This is a genomic window from Mesorhizobium montanum, assembly GCF_033977145.1.
Classification (GTDB): Bacteria; Pseudomonadota; Alphaproteobacteria; order Rhizobiales; family Rhizobiaceae; genus Mesorhizobium; species Mesorhizobium montanum.
The window spans coordinates 376,464-391,248 of record NZ_JAVIJF010000003.1 but is presented as its reverse complement, the minus strand read 5'-3'; the positions used below and the strand labels follow the sequence as shown (position 1 = coordinate 391,248).

At 63.8% G+C, this 14,785-nt stretch carries 16 protein-coding genes; 11 read left to right on the top strand and 5 right to left on the bottom strand.

Translation table 11 applies throughout. From position 1 onward, the window contains the following. Nucleotides 1-167: 167 nt before the first annotated feature. Entirely contained in the window at nt 168-932 is a 765-nt protein-coding gene (cobF, locus tag RFM68_RS06280; RefSeq protein WP_320231831.1) for a precorrin-6A synthase (deacetylating), read from the bottom strand. Between the two features lie 141 nt (nt 933-1,073). Between cobF and RFM68_RS06275 the strand changes: the two genes are divergently transcribed. From RFM68_RS06275 to RFM68_RS06250, 6 genes are all read left to right on the top strand, one after another. Continuing rightward, nucleotides 1,074-2,093 carry a DUF4424 domain-containing protein gene (locus RFM68_RS06275; RefSeq protein ID WP_320231830.1) on the top strand — a complete coding sequence of 340 codons (1,020 nt, stop codon included), beginning with the start codon at nt 1,074-1,076 and terminating at the stop codon, nt 2,091-2,093. Further along, a complete protein-coding gene (locus RFM68_RS06270) occupies nt 2,093-2,611 on the top strand; it encodes a dihydrofolate reductase (protein ID WP_320231829.1) in 519 nt (172 codons plus the stop codon). The genes RFM68_RS06275 and RFM68_RS06270 overlap by 1 nt, the downstream gene beginning before the upstream one ends. Nucleotides 2,612-2,859: 248 nt before the next feature. Next, a complete protein-coding gene (hflK, locus tag RFM68_RS06265; protein WP_320231828.1) occupies nt 2,860-3,975 on the top strand; it encodes an FtsH protease activity modulator HflK in 1,116 nt (371 codons plus the stop codon). Continuing rightward, complete coding sequence (gene hflC, locus RFM68_RS06260; protein WP_320231827.1) at nt 3,975-4,943, top strand: protease modulator HflC; 969 nt, start codon at nt 3,975-3,977, stop codon at nt 4,941-4,943. The genes hflK and hflC overlap by 1 nt, the downstream gene beginning before the upstream one ends. A 5-nt stretch (nt 4,944-4,948) precedes the next feature. After that, nucleotides 4,949-5,137: a DUF2065 domain-containing protein gene (locus RFM68_RS06255; RefSeq protein ID WP_320231826.1), complete on the top strand. Its 189-nt coding sequence runs from the start codon at nt 4,949-4,951 to the stop codon at nt 5,135-5,137. 253 nt (nt 5,138-5,390) lie between these two features. Then, nucleotides 5,391-6,908, top strand: coding sequence for a DegQ family serine endoprotease (locus RFM68_RS06250; RefSeq protein ID WP_320231825.1), 1,518 nt, complete (start codon nt 5,391-5,393; stop codon nt 6,906-6,908). Nucleotides 6,909-6,940: 32 nt separating this feature from the next. Here the strand turns inward: RFM68_RS06250 and RFM68_RS06245 are convergent, their stop codons facing one another. Both RFM68_RS06245 and serB read right to left on the bottom strand, forming a co-directional pair. Then, on the bottom strand, nt 6,941-7,513 hold the full coding sequence (locus tag RFM68_RS06245) for a GNAT family N-acetyltransferase (protein WP_320231824.1): 573 nt from the start codon (nt 7,511-7,513) through the stop codon (nt 6,941-6,943). Continuing rightward, nucleotides 7,510-8,397: a phosphoserine phosphatase SerB gene (gene serB, locus RFM68_RS06240; RefSeq protein ID WP_320231823.1), complete on the bottom strand. Its 888-nt coding sequence runs from the start codon at nt 8,395-8,397 to the stop codon at nt 7,510-7,512. Before serB ends, RFM68_RS06245 begins: the two co-directional genes overlap by 4 nt. Between serB and miaA the strand changes: the two genes are divergently transcribed. Both miaA and RFM68_RS06230 read left to right on the top strand, forming a co-directional pair. After that, entirely contained in the window at nt 8,387-9,331 is a 945-nt protein-coding gene (miaA, locus tag RFM68_RS06235; protein ID WP_320231854.1) for a tRNA (adenosine(37)-N6)-dimethylallyltransferase MiaA, read from the top strand. The genes serB and miaA overlap by 11 nt on opposite strands. A gap of 126 nt (nt 9,332-9,457) precedes the next feature. Next, on the top strand, nt 9,458-10,249 hold the full coding sequence (locus RFM68_RS06230) for a GGDEF domain-containing protein (RefSeq protein WP_320231822.1): 792 nt from the start codon (nt 9,458-9,460) through the stop codon (nt 10,247-10,249). A gap of 176 nt (nt 10,250-10,425) precedes the next feature. Here the strand turns inward: RFM68_RS06230 and RFM68_RS06225 are convergent, their stop codons facing one another. Next, a complete protein-coding gene (locus tag RFM68_RS06225; protein WP_320231821.1) occupies nt 10,426-12,258 on the bottom strand; it encodes an ATP-binding protein in 1,833 nt (610 codons plus the stop codon). A gap of 153 nt (nt 12,259-12,411) precedes the next feature. On the opposite strand from RFM68_RS06225, the gene RFM68_RS06220 reads away from it, so the two are divergent. The 3 genes from RFM68_RS06220 to RFM68_RS06210 are packed head-to-tail and all read left to right on the top strand — an operon-like array spanning nt 12,412 to nt 13,870. Then, the gene (locus RFM68_RS06220; RefSeq protein WP_320231820.1) at nt 12,412-12,978 is read left to right on the top strand and encodes a helix-turn-helix domain-containing protein; all 567 of its coding nucleotides are present in this window, start codon (nt 12,412-12,414) and stop codon (nt 12,976-12,978) included. A 5-nt stretch (nt 12,979-12,983) separates the two neighbouring features. Then, the gene (locus tag RFM68_RS06215; protein WP_320231819.1) at nt 12,984-13,292 is read left to right on the top strand and encodes a hypothetical protein; all 309 of its coding nucleotides are present in this window, start codon (nt 12,984-12,986) and stop codon (nt 13,290-13,292) included. Nucleotides 13,293-13,330: 38 nt separating this feature from the next. Next, nucleotides 13,331-13,870: a GNAT family N-acetyltransferase gene (locus RFM68_RS06210; protein ID WP_320231818.1), complete on the top strand. Its 540-nt coding sequence runs from the start codon at nt 13,331-13,333 to the stop codon at nt 13,868-13,870. On the opposite strand, the gene RFM68_RS06205 is transcribed toward RFM68_RS06210, so the two are convergent. Next, the gene (locus RFM68_RS06205; RefSeq protein ID WP_430694822.1) at nt 13,862-14,722 is read right to left on the bottom strand and encodes a LysR family transcriptional regulator; all 861 of its coding nucleotides are present in this window, start codon (nt 14,720-14,722) and stop codon (nt 13,862-13,864) included. The genes RFM68_RS06210 and RFM68_RS06205 overlap by 9 nt on opposite strands. Nucleotides 14,723-14,785: the final 63 nt, after the last annotated feature.

Here is a 14,785-nt window from a genome sequence, read left to right as displayed (position 1 = left end):
GCAGTAGGCAGTAGGCAGTAGGCAGTAGGCAGTAGGCAGTAGGCAGTAGGCAGTAGGCAGTAGGCAGTAGGCAGTAGGCAGTAGGCAGTAGGCAGTAGGCAGTAGGCAGTAGGCAGTAGGCAGTAGGTGCTGTCGTTCCCTATTGCCTACTGCCCAATCCCTACTGCCTATTCCTCCGGCTTCCTCAGCAGATAGGTGTCCATGATCCAGCCCTTCCTTCGCCGGGCTTCCTCGCGGACTTTTTCGATTTCGGCGCCGACATCGGCCAACCGGCCGGAGATGATGATTTCGTCCGGCGTGCCGAGATAGGCGCCCCAGTGGATGAAGACATCCCTGTCGGCCAGCGTGTTGAAGGCGCATTTGCCGTCGAGCATGACCACCAACGAGCCTGCATTGGCAGGCAGGCCTTCCTCGGTCAGCCGCCGGCCGGTCGTCACCAGGATCGAATCGCCGATGCGGTTGAGTGCGGTCGCGTGGCTGGCGGCAAGCGCCTGGATCGCGGTGATGCCGGGGATGACCTCGAGCTCGAAACCGACATTGCCTCTGAGGCGAACGCGTTCGAGGATACGCAGCGCGCTGTCATAAAGCGACGGGTCGCCCCAGATCAGGAAGGCGCCGCAGCCATCTTCGGCAAGCTCGTCTTGGATCAGGGTCTCATAGATTTCGGCGATCGCTTCATGCCAGTCGTCGACGGTCACGCGATAGGACGATGTCGGCTCGGCCCGAACCGGCACATCGAACTCGACCCGGCGCGATTTGGGATTGGTCACGAAACGGTCGCAGATCTGCCGGCGCAGATCGGCGAGATCGTTCTTCTTGGCTCCCTTGTCGGGAATGAACAGCACGTCGGCGCGGTTCAGGCCGTCGATGGCCTGGACCGTCATGTGGTCGGGATTGCCGGCACCGATGCCGATGACGAGAAGCTTGCGCATGGCGATCTCCTGCCCGATCGGCGGCACGGTGTCCAGAAGTCCCGGTAACCGGTGAGGAAGGCCTTTGAAACGCCGTCTTGAAACGGTAGATGGAAAGGGCGCATCCGGCCGGTCCCGGTATCGCCGCAGACAGGGGGGTCCATGTTACGCACCGTACTGACCGCAGCGCTGGCAGTCATGGCCGCTCCGGCCTTCGCCAATGATTCCGTCGCCGAACTCGGCACCGGCGGCCTGATTCTGTCGCGCAGCGACGCCGTCGCCATGCAAAGCGAGGACCTTTTCATTTCGCCGGAGAAGGTGACCGTCGACTATGTGTTCCGCAACAACACCGACAAGGATGTCGATGCGCTCGTTGCCTTCCCGATGCCCGACATTTCCGGCGATCCCGAAGAAATGCCGGCGATCCCGGAGAACCAGAGCGACAATTTCCTCGGTTTCGAGGTGACCATTGACGGCGTCGCCGCCAAACCACAACTCGAACAGAAGGTTTTCGCGCTGGGTATAGACATCAGCGCCGACGTGAAAGCGCAGAATGTGCCGTTCAACCCGTTCGGCGATGCCGCCAAGGCGGCGCTGGCGAAATTGCCGAAGGCAGTTGCCGAGGACTGGGAGAACCGCGGCATCATCATCGAGGACCCGGAAGCGGACAACGGTGAGGGCGCGACGCCTTCCTACACGCCGTTCTGGCAGCTGCGCTCGACCTGTTGGTGGCGCTCGACCTTCCCTGCCAACAAGGAGGTCCACGTTTCGCACCGCTACAAGCCGAGCGTCGGCGGCACGTCCTCGGTCAGCTTCTTTTCCGACGGCCAGTTCCAGAACCCGCAATACGATACCTACAAGAGCCGCTATTGCATGGATCAGACATTCGAGAACGCGGTGCGCAAGGCGGCCAAGGCGAATGCGGACGGTTACCCGAAATATTACGAGAGCCGCATCGCCTATATCCTGACCACCGGCGGCAACTGGGCGGCGGGAACCATAGGCGACTTCAAGCTGACCATCGACAAGGGCAGCGCCGACAATCTGGTGTCCTTCTGCGGCGACAATGTCCGCAAGGTCGGCCCGACGACGTTCGAGTTGACGGCCAAGGATTTTTATCCCGAGCACGACATCGACGTCCTGCTGCTCAAGCCTTCGGACAAGGGCGGGAACGGCGGCTGATGGACATCGCGATCTATGTCGCCATTGCCGAAAACGGCGTGATCGGACGCCAAGGCGGCCTGCCGTGGCGGCTTTCCACCGATCTCAAGCGCTTCAAGGCCGACACGATGGGCAAGCCGATCATCATGGGCCGCAAGACCTATGAAGGTATCGGCCGGCCGCTGCCCGGCCGGCTCAACATCGTGGTGACGCGCGACAGGGCCTGGCGCGCCGAGGGCATCGAGGTAGCCCATTCCCTGGACGAGGCGATCGCGCTGGCCAAGGTGCGCGGCCGCTGCATGGCGGGCGCGGACGAGATCTGCCTGGTCGGCGGCGGCGAGATCTATGCCCAGGCCCTGCCGCTTGCCGACCGCCTGCATGTCACGCATGTGCTGGCCAGCGTCGATGGCGATGCGCATTTCCCGCCGATCGACCCAAGCCTCTGGCAAGTCGTTAGCGTCGAGGATTTTCCTGCCGGCGAAAAGGACAGCCACGCCACGCGCTATACGGTGTACGAACGCCGGCGCGACGCTCATTGACGACGACAAAGGGTCGCTACCGATCCAAATCGCACGGTGGCGATGGCACATCGCGTTGAAAGCGGGTCAAGGCGTCCCTATAGAAGAACGATGCTACAGCGGCGCGCGCCCAAACCGGACGCGCAAGAGGTCTGCTGTAAAACTTTGATTTTGGCGCATGATTCCTTTCCGAAAACCGATATGGGTTTTCGCAGTCATGCGCTAGGATTGCGCCGTAAGGCCTGAGGGAACCGAGCGAAAGGACATTCATGCCCTGGAACGACAAAAGCGGCGGCGGCGGCCCATGGGGCGGCGGCGGCAATCAGGGGGGGCCTTGGGGGCAAGGACCGAAAGGGCCAAGCGGCCCGCAAGGTTCGCCTCCCGATCTCGAGGACATCATCCGTCGTGGTCAGGACAGGCTGCGGCGCGCGCTTCCGGGCGGCGGCGGCGCCAGCCCGGCCGTGCTCGGGCTGATCGCGCTGGCACTCGTCGTGCTGTGGGCTTTCAAGGCAATCTACACCGTGCAGCCCGACGAGGTTGCGGTCGAACTGCGCTTCGGCCAGCCGAAGTCCGAGCTTTCGCAGCCGGGCCTGCATTTCCACTGGTGGCCGATCGAAACGGTCGAAACCGCCAAGATCTCCGAGCAGCTTGTCAGCATCGGCGGCGGCGCGACCAGCGGCTCCGGGCTGATGCTCTCCGGCGATCAGAACATCGTCAACGTGCAGTTCTCGGTTGCCTACCAGGTCTCCGATCCCAGGGCCTATCTGTTCGATGTTTCCGATCCCGACGGCATGCTGACCCAGGTCGCCGAGAGCGCCATGCGCGAAGTCGTCGGCCGGCGCCCGGCGCAGGACATCTTCCGCGACGATCGCCAGGGCATCGCAACCGGGGTGCGCGAGATCATCCAGGGCACGCTCGATGGCTACAAGACGGGCCTTCAGGTCAACGCGGTCTCGATCGAGGACGCGGCGCCGCCGCGTGAGGTGGCCGATGCGTTCGACGAGGTGCAGCGCGCCGAGCAGGACGAGGACAAGTTCGTCGAGCAGGCCAATCAGTATTCCAACCAGAAACTCGGCCAGGCGCGCGGCCAGGCGGCGCAGGTCCGCGAGGACGCAGCCGCCTACAAGAACCGCGTCGTGCAAGAGGCGGAAGGCGAGGCGCAGCGCTTCATCTCCGTCTACAACGAATACGCCAAGGCGCCCGACGTCACGCGAAAGCGCCTTTATCTCGAAACCATGGAGAAGATCCTGAAGGACTCGAACAAGGTCGTCGTCGAGCAGGGCAACGGTCAGGGCGTGCTGCCTTACTTGCCGCTGCCGGCATTGCAGCCGAAAGCGCAGACGGCGCCGGTCCCCATGGGCGGCACGACGGGAGGTAACCAGTGATGGCCAACCGTCTTCCCATCGTCGCCGTCATCGCGGCTGTCCTGTTGTTCTTGCTTTACTCCTCGATCTTCGTGGTCAATGCCGGCCAGCAGGCGATCGTGCTGAGGTTCGGCGAAATCATCGACGTCAAGAGCGAGCCTGGGGTCTATTTCAAGGCGCCGTTCGCCTTCTTCGATGCCGACAGCGTGCAAATGGTCGAGAAGCGCGTGATGCGCTTCGACCTCGACAACATCCGCGTCCAGGTCTCCGGCGGCAAGTTCTACGAGGTCGATGCCTTCATCGCCTATCGCATTTCGGATCCGCGCACCTTCCGCGCGGCGGTATCTGGACAGGTGGAACTGGCCGAAGCCCGGCTGAGGACGCGTCTCGATGCGGCGTTGCGCCGTGTCTACGGTCTGCGCGACTTCGAGGCCGCGCTCTCCGAGGAGCGTGGCGTCATGATGCGCGAGGTGCGCGATCAGCTTCGCCCCGATGCGACATCGCTCGGTCTCGACATCGAGGATGTGCGCATCCGCCGGACGGATCTGACGGCGGAGGTCTCGCAACAGACCTACGACCGCATGAAGGCCGAGCGCCTGGCCGAGGCCGAGCGGCTGAGGGCCCGCGGCAACGAGGCGGCACAGCGCATCAGGGCGCGGGCCGACCGCGAGGTCGTCGAGATCGTCGCCGAGGCGCAGAAAGAATCGGAGATCCTTCGCGGCGAAGGCGAGGCGCAACGCAGCGCGACCTTCGCGGACGCCTATAAGCGCGATCCGGCCTTCTTCGATTTCTATCGCTCGATGAACGCCTACGGCACGGCGCTGGACAACGCCGGAACGACGATGGTGCTCTCGCCCGAGTCAGAGTTCTTCCGCTACTTCCGCGATCCGGAGAGCAAGCCTCAGCCCGGGCAGCCGGCGGCATCGCAACTCGGAACGGGACAGCCGGCGGCACCGGCACCGGCTGCGCAACCCAGCACCGCCCAGTAGCGGCGGTGCAGGACTTTGTCGCGGCGATCGGCCTGGTCCTGGTGATAGAGGGCCTGGTCTATGGCGGGTTTCCGGGCTTGGCCCGGAAACTGGCGACGGAAGTGCTGTCGATGCCCGAGAATGCGCTGCGGATCGGGGGGCTGGCCGCAATCGCCGTCGGCGTCGCCATTGTGTGGCTGGTTCGCGGCCGATGAAAATTTCTTAGAGCCGGATGATTCAGGTCGAATCGACCCGAAATCTGAATCCGTCTCTAAATCAAAGAAATAGGGCATGATGTCGTCCAAAAACCGCTTCACACGACATCATACCCTAGTGCCGCGGCGATTGACGATTTATCCTCCGCCGATAGCTATAGCCGCAAACGTGCCGTATTTTTTGCCAACATGAACGGGACAGGCGTCTTTGCGGTAGCGCGCCTTTCCTTTTCTTGAACACCGGGAGGCCACGATGATATCCGACACCCTGTTGCGCGCGGCGCGGCGCATGTTCTTCGCCGGCGCCACGGCATTCGTGGTCGGCATTGTTGCCGTTCCGTCCTTCGTCACGCCGACGATCGCCTCCGACGGGCCGCCTTCGGTCGCCGATCTCGCCGAGCGCCTGCTCGGCGCGGTGGTCAACATCTCGACCTCGCAGACGGTGAAAGGCACGGAAGGGCCGGGCGCGGTGCCGATGCCTCAACTGCCCGAGGGCTCGCCGTTCCAGGATTTTTTCGACGATTTCTTCAAGAACCGCGGTGGCGACAAGGGCGGTGCGGCGCAGAAAGTCCAGTCGCTCGGGTCCGGTTTCGTCATCGACGCCGAGCAGGGCATCGTGGTGACCAACAACCACGTCATTGCCGATGCCGACGACATCGAGGTCAATTTCTCCGACGGCATCACGCTGAAGGCGAAGCTGGTCGGCACCGATACCAAGACCGATGTCGCGGTGCTGAAGGTCGAACCCAAGGGCCACAAGCTGACGGCGGTGAAGTTCGGCGATTCCACCAAGATGCGCGTCGGCGACTGGGTGATGGCGATCGGCAACCCGTTCGGCCTCGGCGGCACGGTGACGGTCGGCATCGTCTCGGCGCGCAACCGCGATATCAATTCCGGCCCTTATGACGATTTCATCCAAACCGACGCCGCCATCAACCGCGGCAATTCCGGCGGTCCGCTGTTCAACGCCGACGGTGAGGTCATCGGCATGAACACGGCGATCATCTCGCCGTCGGGCGGCTCGATCGGTATCGGGTTCTCCATTCCCTCGCAGCTCGCCGCCGGCGTCGTCGACCAGCTCCGCCAGTATGGCGAGACGCGGCGCGGCTGGCTTGGCGTGCGCATACAGCCGGTGACGGACGACATCGCCGAAAGCCTCGGCATGGCGACCGCCAAGGGCGCGCTGGTGGCCGGCGTCATCAAGGGCGGACCGGTCGACAACGGATCGGTGCAGGCCGGCGACGTCATCCTCAAGTTCGACGGCAAGGATATCCATGAAATGCGCGACCTGCCGCGCGTCGTCGCCGAAAGCCCGGTCGGCAAGGCGGTCGACGTCGTCATCGTGCGCAAAGGCGTCGAGCAGACCGTGAAGGTGACGCTCGGCCGGCTCGAGGACGGCGAGAAGCTGGCCAGCGGCGAGAACGGCAGCACCGACCAGGACAAAGGCGACAAGGCAACCCCTCCGGTGTCGACGGCTTCGGTGCTCGGCATGACGGTCGGCGAGCTCAACGACCAGACGCGGCAGAAGTTCGGCATCGCCGCCGACGTGTCGGGCGTGGTCGTCACCGATGTCGCCAAGAATTCGGCGGCGGCCGAGCGCGGCATCCAGCCCGGCGAGGTGATCACCGAAATCGCGCAGGAATCGGTCGGCACGCCGAAGGACGTGATGGACCGGATCGGCGCGCTGAAGGAACAGGGCCGCAAGAACGCGCTGCTGATGCTGGCTTCGAAGACCGGCGAACTGCGCTTCGTGACGATCCGGATGGATTGAGCTTTCGATCCGGCGAAATCAAAAAAAGGCGGCTAATTAGCCGCCTTTTTTCTTGCCCGCCAATCCTTGGCCGAAAGCCTGTAGAGCACGTGCCGCTTGAGCGCGGGGTGGCTGTCCGGAATGTCGGGATGGTCGAAATCGCTGGCCGGGTCGGCGCTCATGCCGAGGCGTTTCATGACGGCGGTGGAGCGATGATTGTCGGCCACGGCGAAGGAGACGATCTCGTTGACGCCCAGCGTGTCGAAGCCGTAGGCGAGCCAGGCCTCCGCCGCCTCGGTGACATAGCCCTTGCCCCAGAATTCGGGCGCCAGCCGCCAGCCGATCTCGATCGTGCCGGCCGGCAAGGAGGGCACATGATCGGTTTCGAGGAGGCCGACGAAGCCGATGCATTCGCCGGTGGCCGCCATCTCGGCGGCGGCAAAACCATAGCCGTCCTCGGCGATCCAGGACCGGAACTCATCCATCATGGCGTCGGCGGTAGCGCGGTCGCGGCGAAACGGAAAGAACTCCATCACGCGTTCGTCGGAGTTGATGCGGTGGAACAGCGCGCGGTCGCGATCCTCCCAGTTGCGCAGGATAAGGCGCTCGGTTCGAATAGGTGTCACTCGACGAACTCCTCGCGGCGATAGCCCTGGAGGTAGAGCAGCGCGGTCAGGTCGGCGTGATCGATGCGCATCCGCGCCTGTTCGGCCACCGCCGGCTTGGCGTGCAGCGCGATCCCGGTGCCGGCAAGACGGATCATGTCGAGGTCGTTGGCGCCGTCGCCGACCGCGATGGCATCCTCGGTCGTCAGCCCGAGTCTCGCCGCGATGTCGAGCAGCGCTTCGGCCTTGGCGGCGCGGCCGAGGATCGGCTCGGCCACCATGCCGGTGAATTCGCCGTCTTTCTCGATCAGGCGGTTGGCCCGGTTTTCCTGGAACCCCAGCATGGCGGCGATGCGGCTGGTGAAGACGTCGAAGCCGCCCGAAACCAGTGCCGTCCAGGCGCCATTGGCGCGCATCGTCTGCACCAGCGCACGGCCGCCGCCGGCGAGCGTCAGCCGGTTGGCGATGATACGGTCGACCACTGCGGTGTCGAGGCCTTTCAGCAAGGCGACGCGCTCGCGCAAGGCGGGCTCGAAGGCGATCTCGCCATTCATCGAGCGCGCGGTGATCGCCGCCACATGGTCCTTGACGCCGATTTCGTCGGCCAATTCGTCGATGCATTCCTGGTCGATCATCGTCGAATCCATATCGGCGAGTAGGATTTTCTTCCTCCTGCCTTCGGCGGGCTGGACGATGACGTCGACTGGCTCGGAAGCCAGCGCGGCGCGCAGATTGGCGGTCATTACGCCGATATCCGGCGTCTGTGGCAAAACGAGATCGCAGGCGACGTCTTCAGCCAGCCAATGAACGGTGCTTGCGCCGGCGGCCCGCAAGGCCATATTCGCAAGCGAGGCCGGCACGGCGCGGGCTTCTGGACGGGACACTAGCGTGGCGATCAGCGGCATCGAGAATTCCAGCAGGCAGGCGGGCGAAGGCCGCGTCAAGAACGCGATCCTGATAGCCGGACCGACCGCCAGCGGCAAGTCGGCGCTGGCGCTCGATCTTGCCGAGCGCAAGGGAGGCGTGATCGTCAATACCGATTCCATGCAAGGCTATTCGGTGCTCGAAGTCTTGACGGCGCGGCCGACCGCCTCCGAAATGACACGCGCGCCGCACTTCCTTTACGGTCATGTGCATCCCTCCACGGCCTATTCCACCGGCGCCTGGCTGCGCGACGTGACGAAGCTGATCGACGACGGCGCCCTGTCGGGCCGTCCGGTCGTTTTCGTCGGCGGCACCGGGCTCTACTTCCGCGCGCTGGCGGAAGGCATCTCGGATATGCCGGACATTCCGGCGTCCGTCCGCGATCGCTGGCGCTATGAGCTCAAGGAACAAGGGGCCGAAAGGCTGCATCGCCGGCTGATGCATGAGGATTCGGCTGTCGCCATGCAACTCAGGCCGACCGACGGTCAGCGTATCGTGCGGGCGCTCGAAGTGCTCGACGCTTCGGGACGCTCGATCCTGGAATGGCAGGCAACGCGCGGCCGCCCGCTGATCGACCGCGACAGCGCGCGCTTTCTGGTCATCGAGCCCGACCGGGAGCAACTGGTGCGGCGCATAGAGGCGCGTTTCGATCAGATGCTCGACAAGGGCGCGCTTGACGAAGTGCGTCAGCTTATGGCGCTCGGCCTCGACCCGGACCTGCCGGCGATGAAAGCGATCGGGGTGCGTGAGCTGCAGGCGGCGATGGCCGGACAATCGGATTTTCCCGAGGCGATCGAGCGCGCCAAGATCGCGACCCGGCAGTACGCCAAGCGCCAGTCGACCTGGTTCAGGCATCAGCTGGGCGCGGAGTGGCGCAGGCTGCGGCCGGGCGATGAGCCGGCAGCCCTGGGCTGACTAATACCATTTTTAATCAAAGACTTAAAATCCTTGGCTCTAATTCTCGCAAAGGTTGTCCGGGTTAAACTGTCCGTAAGGTCCGCCATGCCATAACGTCAAGGGTTACAGTACCGCGGGGAGTTGATGCGTTTCCATAAGGCGGAATCCGCATTTTTCGTCTTTATTTTCGTGATCATGGCCGCGGGCCTGGTGACCTTCCATGCCTATGGCCAATTGCAGGACATCGCCGCCGACCTCGATGCCGCGTCGCGCATCGACAAAATCATCTATCTCAACAAATTGCTGTTCGTGACCGGCGCGCTGCTGGCGACCGCGCTGTTCTTCGGCACCTTCTTCATCTACCCGCTGATCCGCGGCCAGGTGCGGGAAGAGGGCAAGCTCAGGGCCATGACGGTTTCGCTCAGCGCCCGTTCGCAGACACTCGAGCAGGCGGCGCTCACCGACGGTCTGACCGGCATGCAGAACCGCCGCTATTTCGACGATGCGCTGCGTGAATATCTGCATGAGTTTCGCCGCATCGACAGGCCGGTCGGACTGATGATCCTCGATCTCGATCATTTCAAACAGGTCAACGACACGCATGGTCATGATGTCGGCGACGAAGTGCTGAGGGCCGTCGCCAGTTGCCTGAGAGGTATGACGCGCTATCACGATGTGGTGGCGCGGCTGGGCGGCGAGGAGTTTGCCGTCGTCACGCCCAACATGGATGTCGAGCTGCTTGCCAGATTCGCCGAGCGCATACGCAAGGCGATCGCCAGCATGTCGATCCTGTCTGGCAATGTGCGGCTGAAGGTCACCACCAGCGTCGGCCTTGCCGTCTGGGACCACAAGGAGAGCGCGGAGGACTTCTACCGCCGCGCCGACCGCCAGCTCTATGAGGCGAAGAAGCTGGGCCGCAACCGCGTCTGCGCCTAAAATTCCATCATCAAATTCGTGAGGCTGGCCGCCTGGAGCCGCTTTCTCCGCTTCCGGTGCTCACGGACTTTATGTCCGCTCCGCTCCGGTTCTCGACAGCGACTCCACTCGACTCAGCCTGACGAATTTCCTGACGGGATTTATCCATTCGCACCGGCTTCGGCTAGAACGGAGGCTCAATCGTTCAGCTGGCGCATGCCGAAGGTTGAGGGCTTCAGGCCGTAGCGTGTGTCGAAGTCATCGTCCGGCTGCACGCGCGCGGCACCGGCCGGCTTCTTATAATCCGGGTCGCCGGCCTGGCGGGAAGAGTCCACCGCCTCGGCGAAGGCCATCGCCTGCTGCGGCTTCGGCACATTGCGAAGCCGCTCGACTATCATGGCCAGATCGACGTCGTTGCCGTCCACCGAGGCCTCGATCAGCTCGCCCTTCGCGGTACCGGGGATGAACTCCTGCGACAGCTTCTCGAACTTCAGCCGCATGGTCGTCGCCACGCCCTCGCCGAAGGCGATGGCTTCACGCTGGCCCATCGAGGACAGGAACGCCAGTGTCGAAGCTGAAGAGTCGGCGATCGCCGAGCGGATAATTGCCTGGTCCTGCTCGTTGGCAAGCCGCATGGCGAAGAAGGTCGAGCACTGCGACAGGATGGTCGGATCGAGCTCGCCGGGACGCTGGGTGACGACGCCCAGATAGCAACCATATTTGCGGCCTTCCTTGGCGATACGCGACAGCGCGTGTCTGGTCGGCGCGAAGCCGAGGCGCGGATCCGCCGGCATGTAGCGGTGCGCTTCCTCGCAAAGCAGAAGCAGCCGCAGCCGGCCCTCGCTCCACAGCGCCAGATCGAAGGCCAGGCGCGCCAGCACCGAGCAGACCGAGTTGACGACTTCCGAGGGCATGCCCGCCATCTCGAAGCAGGTCACCGGACGGCCATGGCTGGGGACGCGGAAGATGTTGCCGATCGTTTCGTGGATCGTGTCCTCGATCAGCCGCGAATTGAACATGAAGCGATAGCGCGGATCGGCAGCTGCCGATTCGATGCGCGTCTTCAGCGATTTCAGGGTCGGACGATCGGTCTTGCTTTCGAGCATGCCCATGCGCTCGTCGATCTGCTTGATGAGATCGGCGATGCGATAGGGCACCGGCGTATCCGCCGTCAGCGCATCGCTGCCGCGCCTGACATAGGTCCCGGAACTCGGGTTGCGGTAGAGGTTCTTGGCGGCCGGGATCAGGTCGCGCAGGACATCGACTTCCTCCGGCACCGTCTCGCGGCCGCGAAACAGCACTTCGGCGAATTCCTCCAGCCTGAACATCCAGAACGGCAGGTCGAGCGTCTTGGAATCGACCTTGACGCAATATTCCGGCAGCGAGGCGGCGAACTCGTTATGCGGATCGAGGATCAGCACGCGCAGATCCGGCCGTGCCTCGATCGACTTGCGCAACAGCAGCGAGACAGCCGTGGATTTGCCGACGCCGGTGGTGCCGACGATGGCGAAATGACGCGCCAGCGTGTCGTCGATGGCGATGTTGGCGTCGATCGACTCATCCTGCGACAGTGTGCCGATGGTGACCGAATGGCGCCCGGCGAGATCGTAGACCGCCTGCAGGTCGCGCGTGCGGATGCGATGGGCGACAGCGCCGATATGCGGATAGGCGGTGATGCCACGGTCAAAGACCGGCCTGGCACCCGGCTCTGCGCCGTCGCGCACTTCGCCGATCAGTTCGATGCTGACCTCGATCGGGTTCTGGCCTTCGTTGCTCCAGGCGCGATCCGATTTGCCGATCTCATAGACAAGGCCGACCGTGCGCGTGGTGCCGAGATTGATGGAGATCATCTTGCCGACCGTCCACTGGCCGGTCACCGTGCCGTCGGCATCCTCGGCATAGGCGCTGATTGTGGCGCGTGCGCCGTCGCATTGCACGACGTTGCCGAGAATGCGCTTGTCGCTTTGCAGGGCATTGCGGCGCTCCTGCGAGGTCGGTTCGCCAACGGAGGCTTCGCGTTCGACAAACATGGCTGACTTGGTCCCATTCCCCTGGAGCGTCGACCCTATCCAATCGGGGTTAAAGTCAGGTGAGGTCGAATGGTGTAGGCGGGGTTAAGCCAGTCGCGGCAATTCGATCGAACAGCCTCTTTTCAGTTTTGGTAATTCCTATATATTGGACAAATGGCCGATATATCGAATGACATTACCGCTACGATCGGTAGACGGATACACTCCGAAAGGACGGTGAGGGGCTGGTCGCTGGCCGAGCTTGCCGAGCATTCGGACGTCTCGAAGGCAATGCTGAGCGCCATCGAACGCGCTACGACCAGTCCGACCGCGGCACTCCTGGTGCGCATCGCGGCGGCCTTCGGCATGACGCTGTCGACGCTGATCGCACGGGCCGAGATGCAGGGCGGCGGACTTTCGCGCAAGGGCGAGCAGCCGGTCTGGCAGGATCCGGCGACCGGTTACATCAGGCGGCATCTGTCGCCGGCATCGCAGATGCCGCTCGAGCTGGTCAGGGTCAGTCTGCCGGCAGGCACCAAGGTAAGCCTTCCGGCCGCATCCTATGCTTTCATCAAGCAGCAGATATGGCTGATCGACGGGAGGCTCGATTTCACCGAGGGCGATGCGGTGCACAGACTCGAGCCCGGTGACTGCCTGGCGCTGGGCGCGCCCGCGGACTGCGTCTTTCATGCTCCCGGACCGGATGCGGCGGAGTATCTCGTGGCGCTGGTCAGGGACTGATCCCGATGTCTCGCCGACCAAAACGCTCGCACAATGGCGGGCCGCCGCTCGACGACTATGACGGCCCGTCCTGGGGCAATGGCGACGCCTACATTTTCCTCGCCTGGCGAGCCGCCCATGACGAGGCCTGGAAGGCGCCAAGCCACGCCGTCATGCTGATGCGGCTGGCAAGGGCCGAGCGGCTCGGGCTGACCTATGAGGAATATACGCTCGAGATACTGGAGCGCGGCCGCCATCTCAGCGAGGACGACGCCGAGCGTATCGCTGAAATTAGACGGTCGCGACCGCGCAGGCGGATCAGCCATTTCGAATGACCTTGTCCCCGATGCTTCATCACCTGGAGAGCACCAGCATGAACTCACTTGAAATCCGGGCGTTGACCGATGACGCGGCAACCACGGCAGTGCTGGCCGATCTTTTGATCGAGACCGTCGCCGCCGGCGGATCGGTGAGTTTCATGCATCCATTGTCGCCGGAAGCAGCACGGGACTTCTGGCGCAAGTCGCTTGCCGCGGCGGCGCGCGGCGAAAGGGCGGTGCTGGGCGCATGGCAGGGCGAGGCGCTTGCCGGCACCGTCACCCTGCTGCTCGACTTTCCGGCCAACCAGCCGCACCGCGCCGAGATCGCCAAGCTGATGACCGGCCGTGACCATCGCGGTAGAGGTGTCGCTACGCGCCTGATGCGCGCCGCGGAAAACCTGGCCGTCGAGAAAGGCCGCACGCTGCTGGTACTGGACACGGCGAGCGAGGACGGCGCGGCCGGGCTCTATGAGAAACTTGGTTTCACCTTGGCCGGTGAGATCCCGGACTATGCGCTGAAGCCGCATGGCGGGCTGACCGGTACCCTTATCTACTGGAAGGGGATAGGAGCAGCGGCCCACCCGCTATCCTGAAATCCCGGCAATACGCGACAGAAGCCAGCGGCGAAAATCCTGCTCGGCGCCGGATGGCTGCGACAATGACGGCCTTGTCAGGAAATGACCCGAGGGGCTCGAAAGCTCGAAATCCGAAAGCCTGACGAGGACATTATCCTTGAGCGCGGTGTCGACCAGCGGCCGAGAGCCCAGCAGTGCTCCGGCTCCCGCTTTCGCCGCTTCCATGGCGGCGACGAAACTGTCGAAGCGATGTGAGCGCCGGGAATGGCCGGCAAGTCCCGCCGCGGCAAACCATTCCGCCCACATCTCGCGCGCGCCGGCCACCAGGAGCAGCGGCAACGATGTCCAATCGCCATCACGGGCGAGTGTCGGAGCCGCAACCGGGACAAGCCGCTCGACGGTCAGACGATCGGCCTCGCGCCCGGGAAAGGATCCGTTGCCGAAGCGTATGTCGAGCGCCGATCCCGGCTGGTCGTAATCCGTCGGCCGATGGATGGTCACCAGATCGAGCCTGACGCGCGGCAGCGCCTTTGCCAGGTCGGGAAGAGCCGGGACCAGCACCAGCAGGGCGAAGGAGATGGGAACGCGGATGCTGACGGTCTGCACCGCGCGCGGCTCGAACAGCTCGTTCGTGCTGTTGCCGATGGTCGCGAATGCCGACTGGATGTGGGGGAGGTAGGCCGCGCCCTCCGGCGACAGAGCCACGCCGCGCGCCAGGCGCGCGAACAATCGCGTCCTAAGCCGCTCTTCCAGGAAGCGGATGTGCTGGCTGACGGCGGCCTGGGTGAGCCCGAGTTCAGCAGCCGCGGCGGTGAAATTCGACAGGCGAGCGGCTGCCTCGAAACTGCGCAGCCAGTCGAGAGGAGGGATTCTATCCAAGGCTCTTCCAGTCATCACAAATTTAGCGTCATTACCCGTAAAACGATAATTTGA

What these genes read in the sequence shown, in the direction of transcription:
- RFM68_RS06220 (WP_320231820.1), top strand. Translation starts at nt 12,412, where the DNA reads ATGGCCGATATATCGAATGACATTACCGCTACGATCGGTAGACGGATA.
- hflC (WP_320231827.1), top strand. Translation starts at nt 3,975, where the DNA reads ATGGCCAACCGTCTTCCCATCGTCGCCGTCATCGCGGCTGTCCTGTTG.
- RFM68_RS06215 (WP_320231819.1), top strand. Translation starts at nt 12,984, where the DNA reads ATGTCTCGCCGACCAAAACGCTCGCACAATGGCGGGCCGCCGCTCGAC.
- cobF (WP_320231831.1), bottom strand. Translation starts at nt 932, where the DNA reads ATGCGCAAGCTTCTCGTCATCGGCATCGGTGCCGGCAATCCCGACCAC.
- RFM68_RS06210 (WP_320231818.1), top strand. Translation starts at nt 13,331, where the DNA reads ATGAACTCACTTGAAATCCGGGCGTTGACCGATGACGCGGCAACCACG.
- hflK (WP_320231828.1), top strand. Translation starts at nt 2,860, where the DNA reads ATGCCCTGGAACGACAAAAGCGGCGGCGGCGGCCCATGGGGCGGCGGC.
- RFM68_RS06250 (WP_320231825.1), top strand. Translation starts at nt 5,391, where the DNA reads ATGATATCCGACACCCTGTTGCGCGCGGCGCGGCGCATGTTCTTCGCC.
- RFM68_RS06270 (WP_320231829.1), top strand. Translation starts at nt 2,093, where the DNA reads ATGGACATCGCGATCTATGTCGCCATTGCCGAAAACGGCGTGATCGGA.
- RFM68_RS06275 (WP_320231830.1), top strand. Translation starts at nt 1,074, where the DNA reads ATGTTACGCACCGTACTGACCGCAGCGCTGGCAGTCATGGCCGCTCCG.
- serB (WP_320231823.1), bottom strand. Translation starts at nt 8,397, where the DNA reads ATGCCGCTGATCGCCACGCTAGTGTCCCGTCCAGAAGCCCGCGCCGTG.
- RFM68_RS06225 (WP_320231821.1), bottom strand. Translation starts at nt 12,258, where the DNA reads ATGTTTGTCGAACGCGAAGCCTCCGTTGGCGAACCGACCTCGCAGGAG.
- RFM68_RS06230 (WP_320231822.1), top strand. Translation starts at nt 9,458, where the DNA reads ATGCGTTTCCATAAGGCGGAATCCGCATTTTTCGTCTTTATTTTCGTG.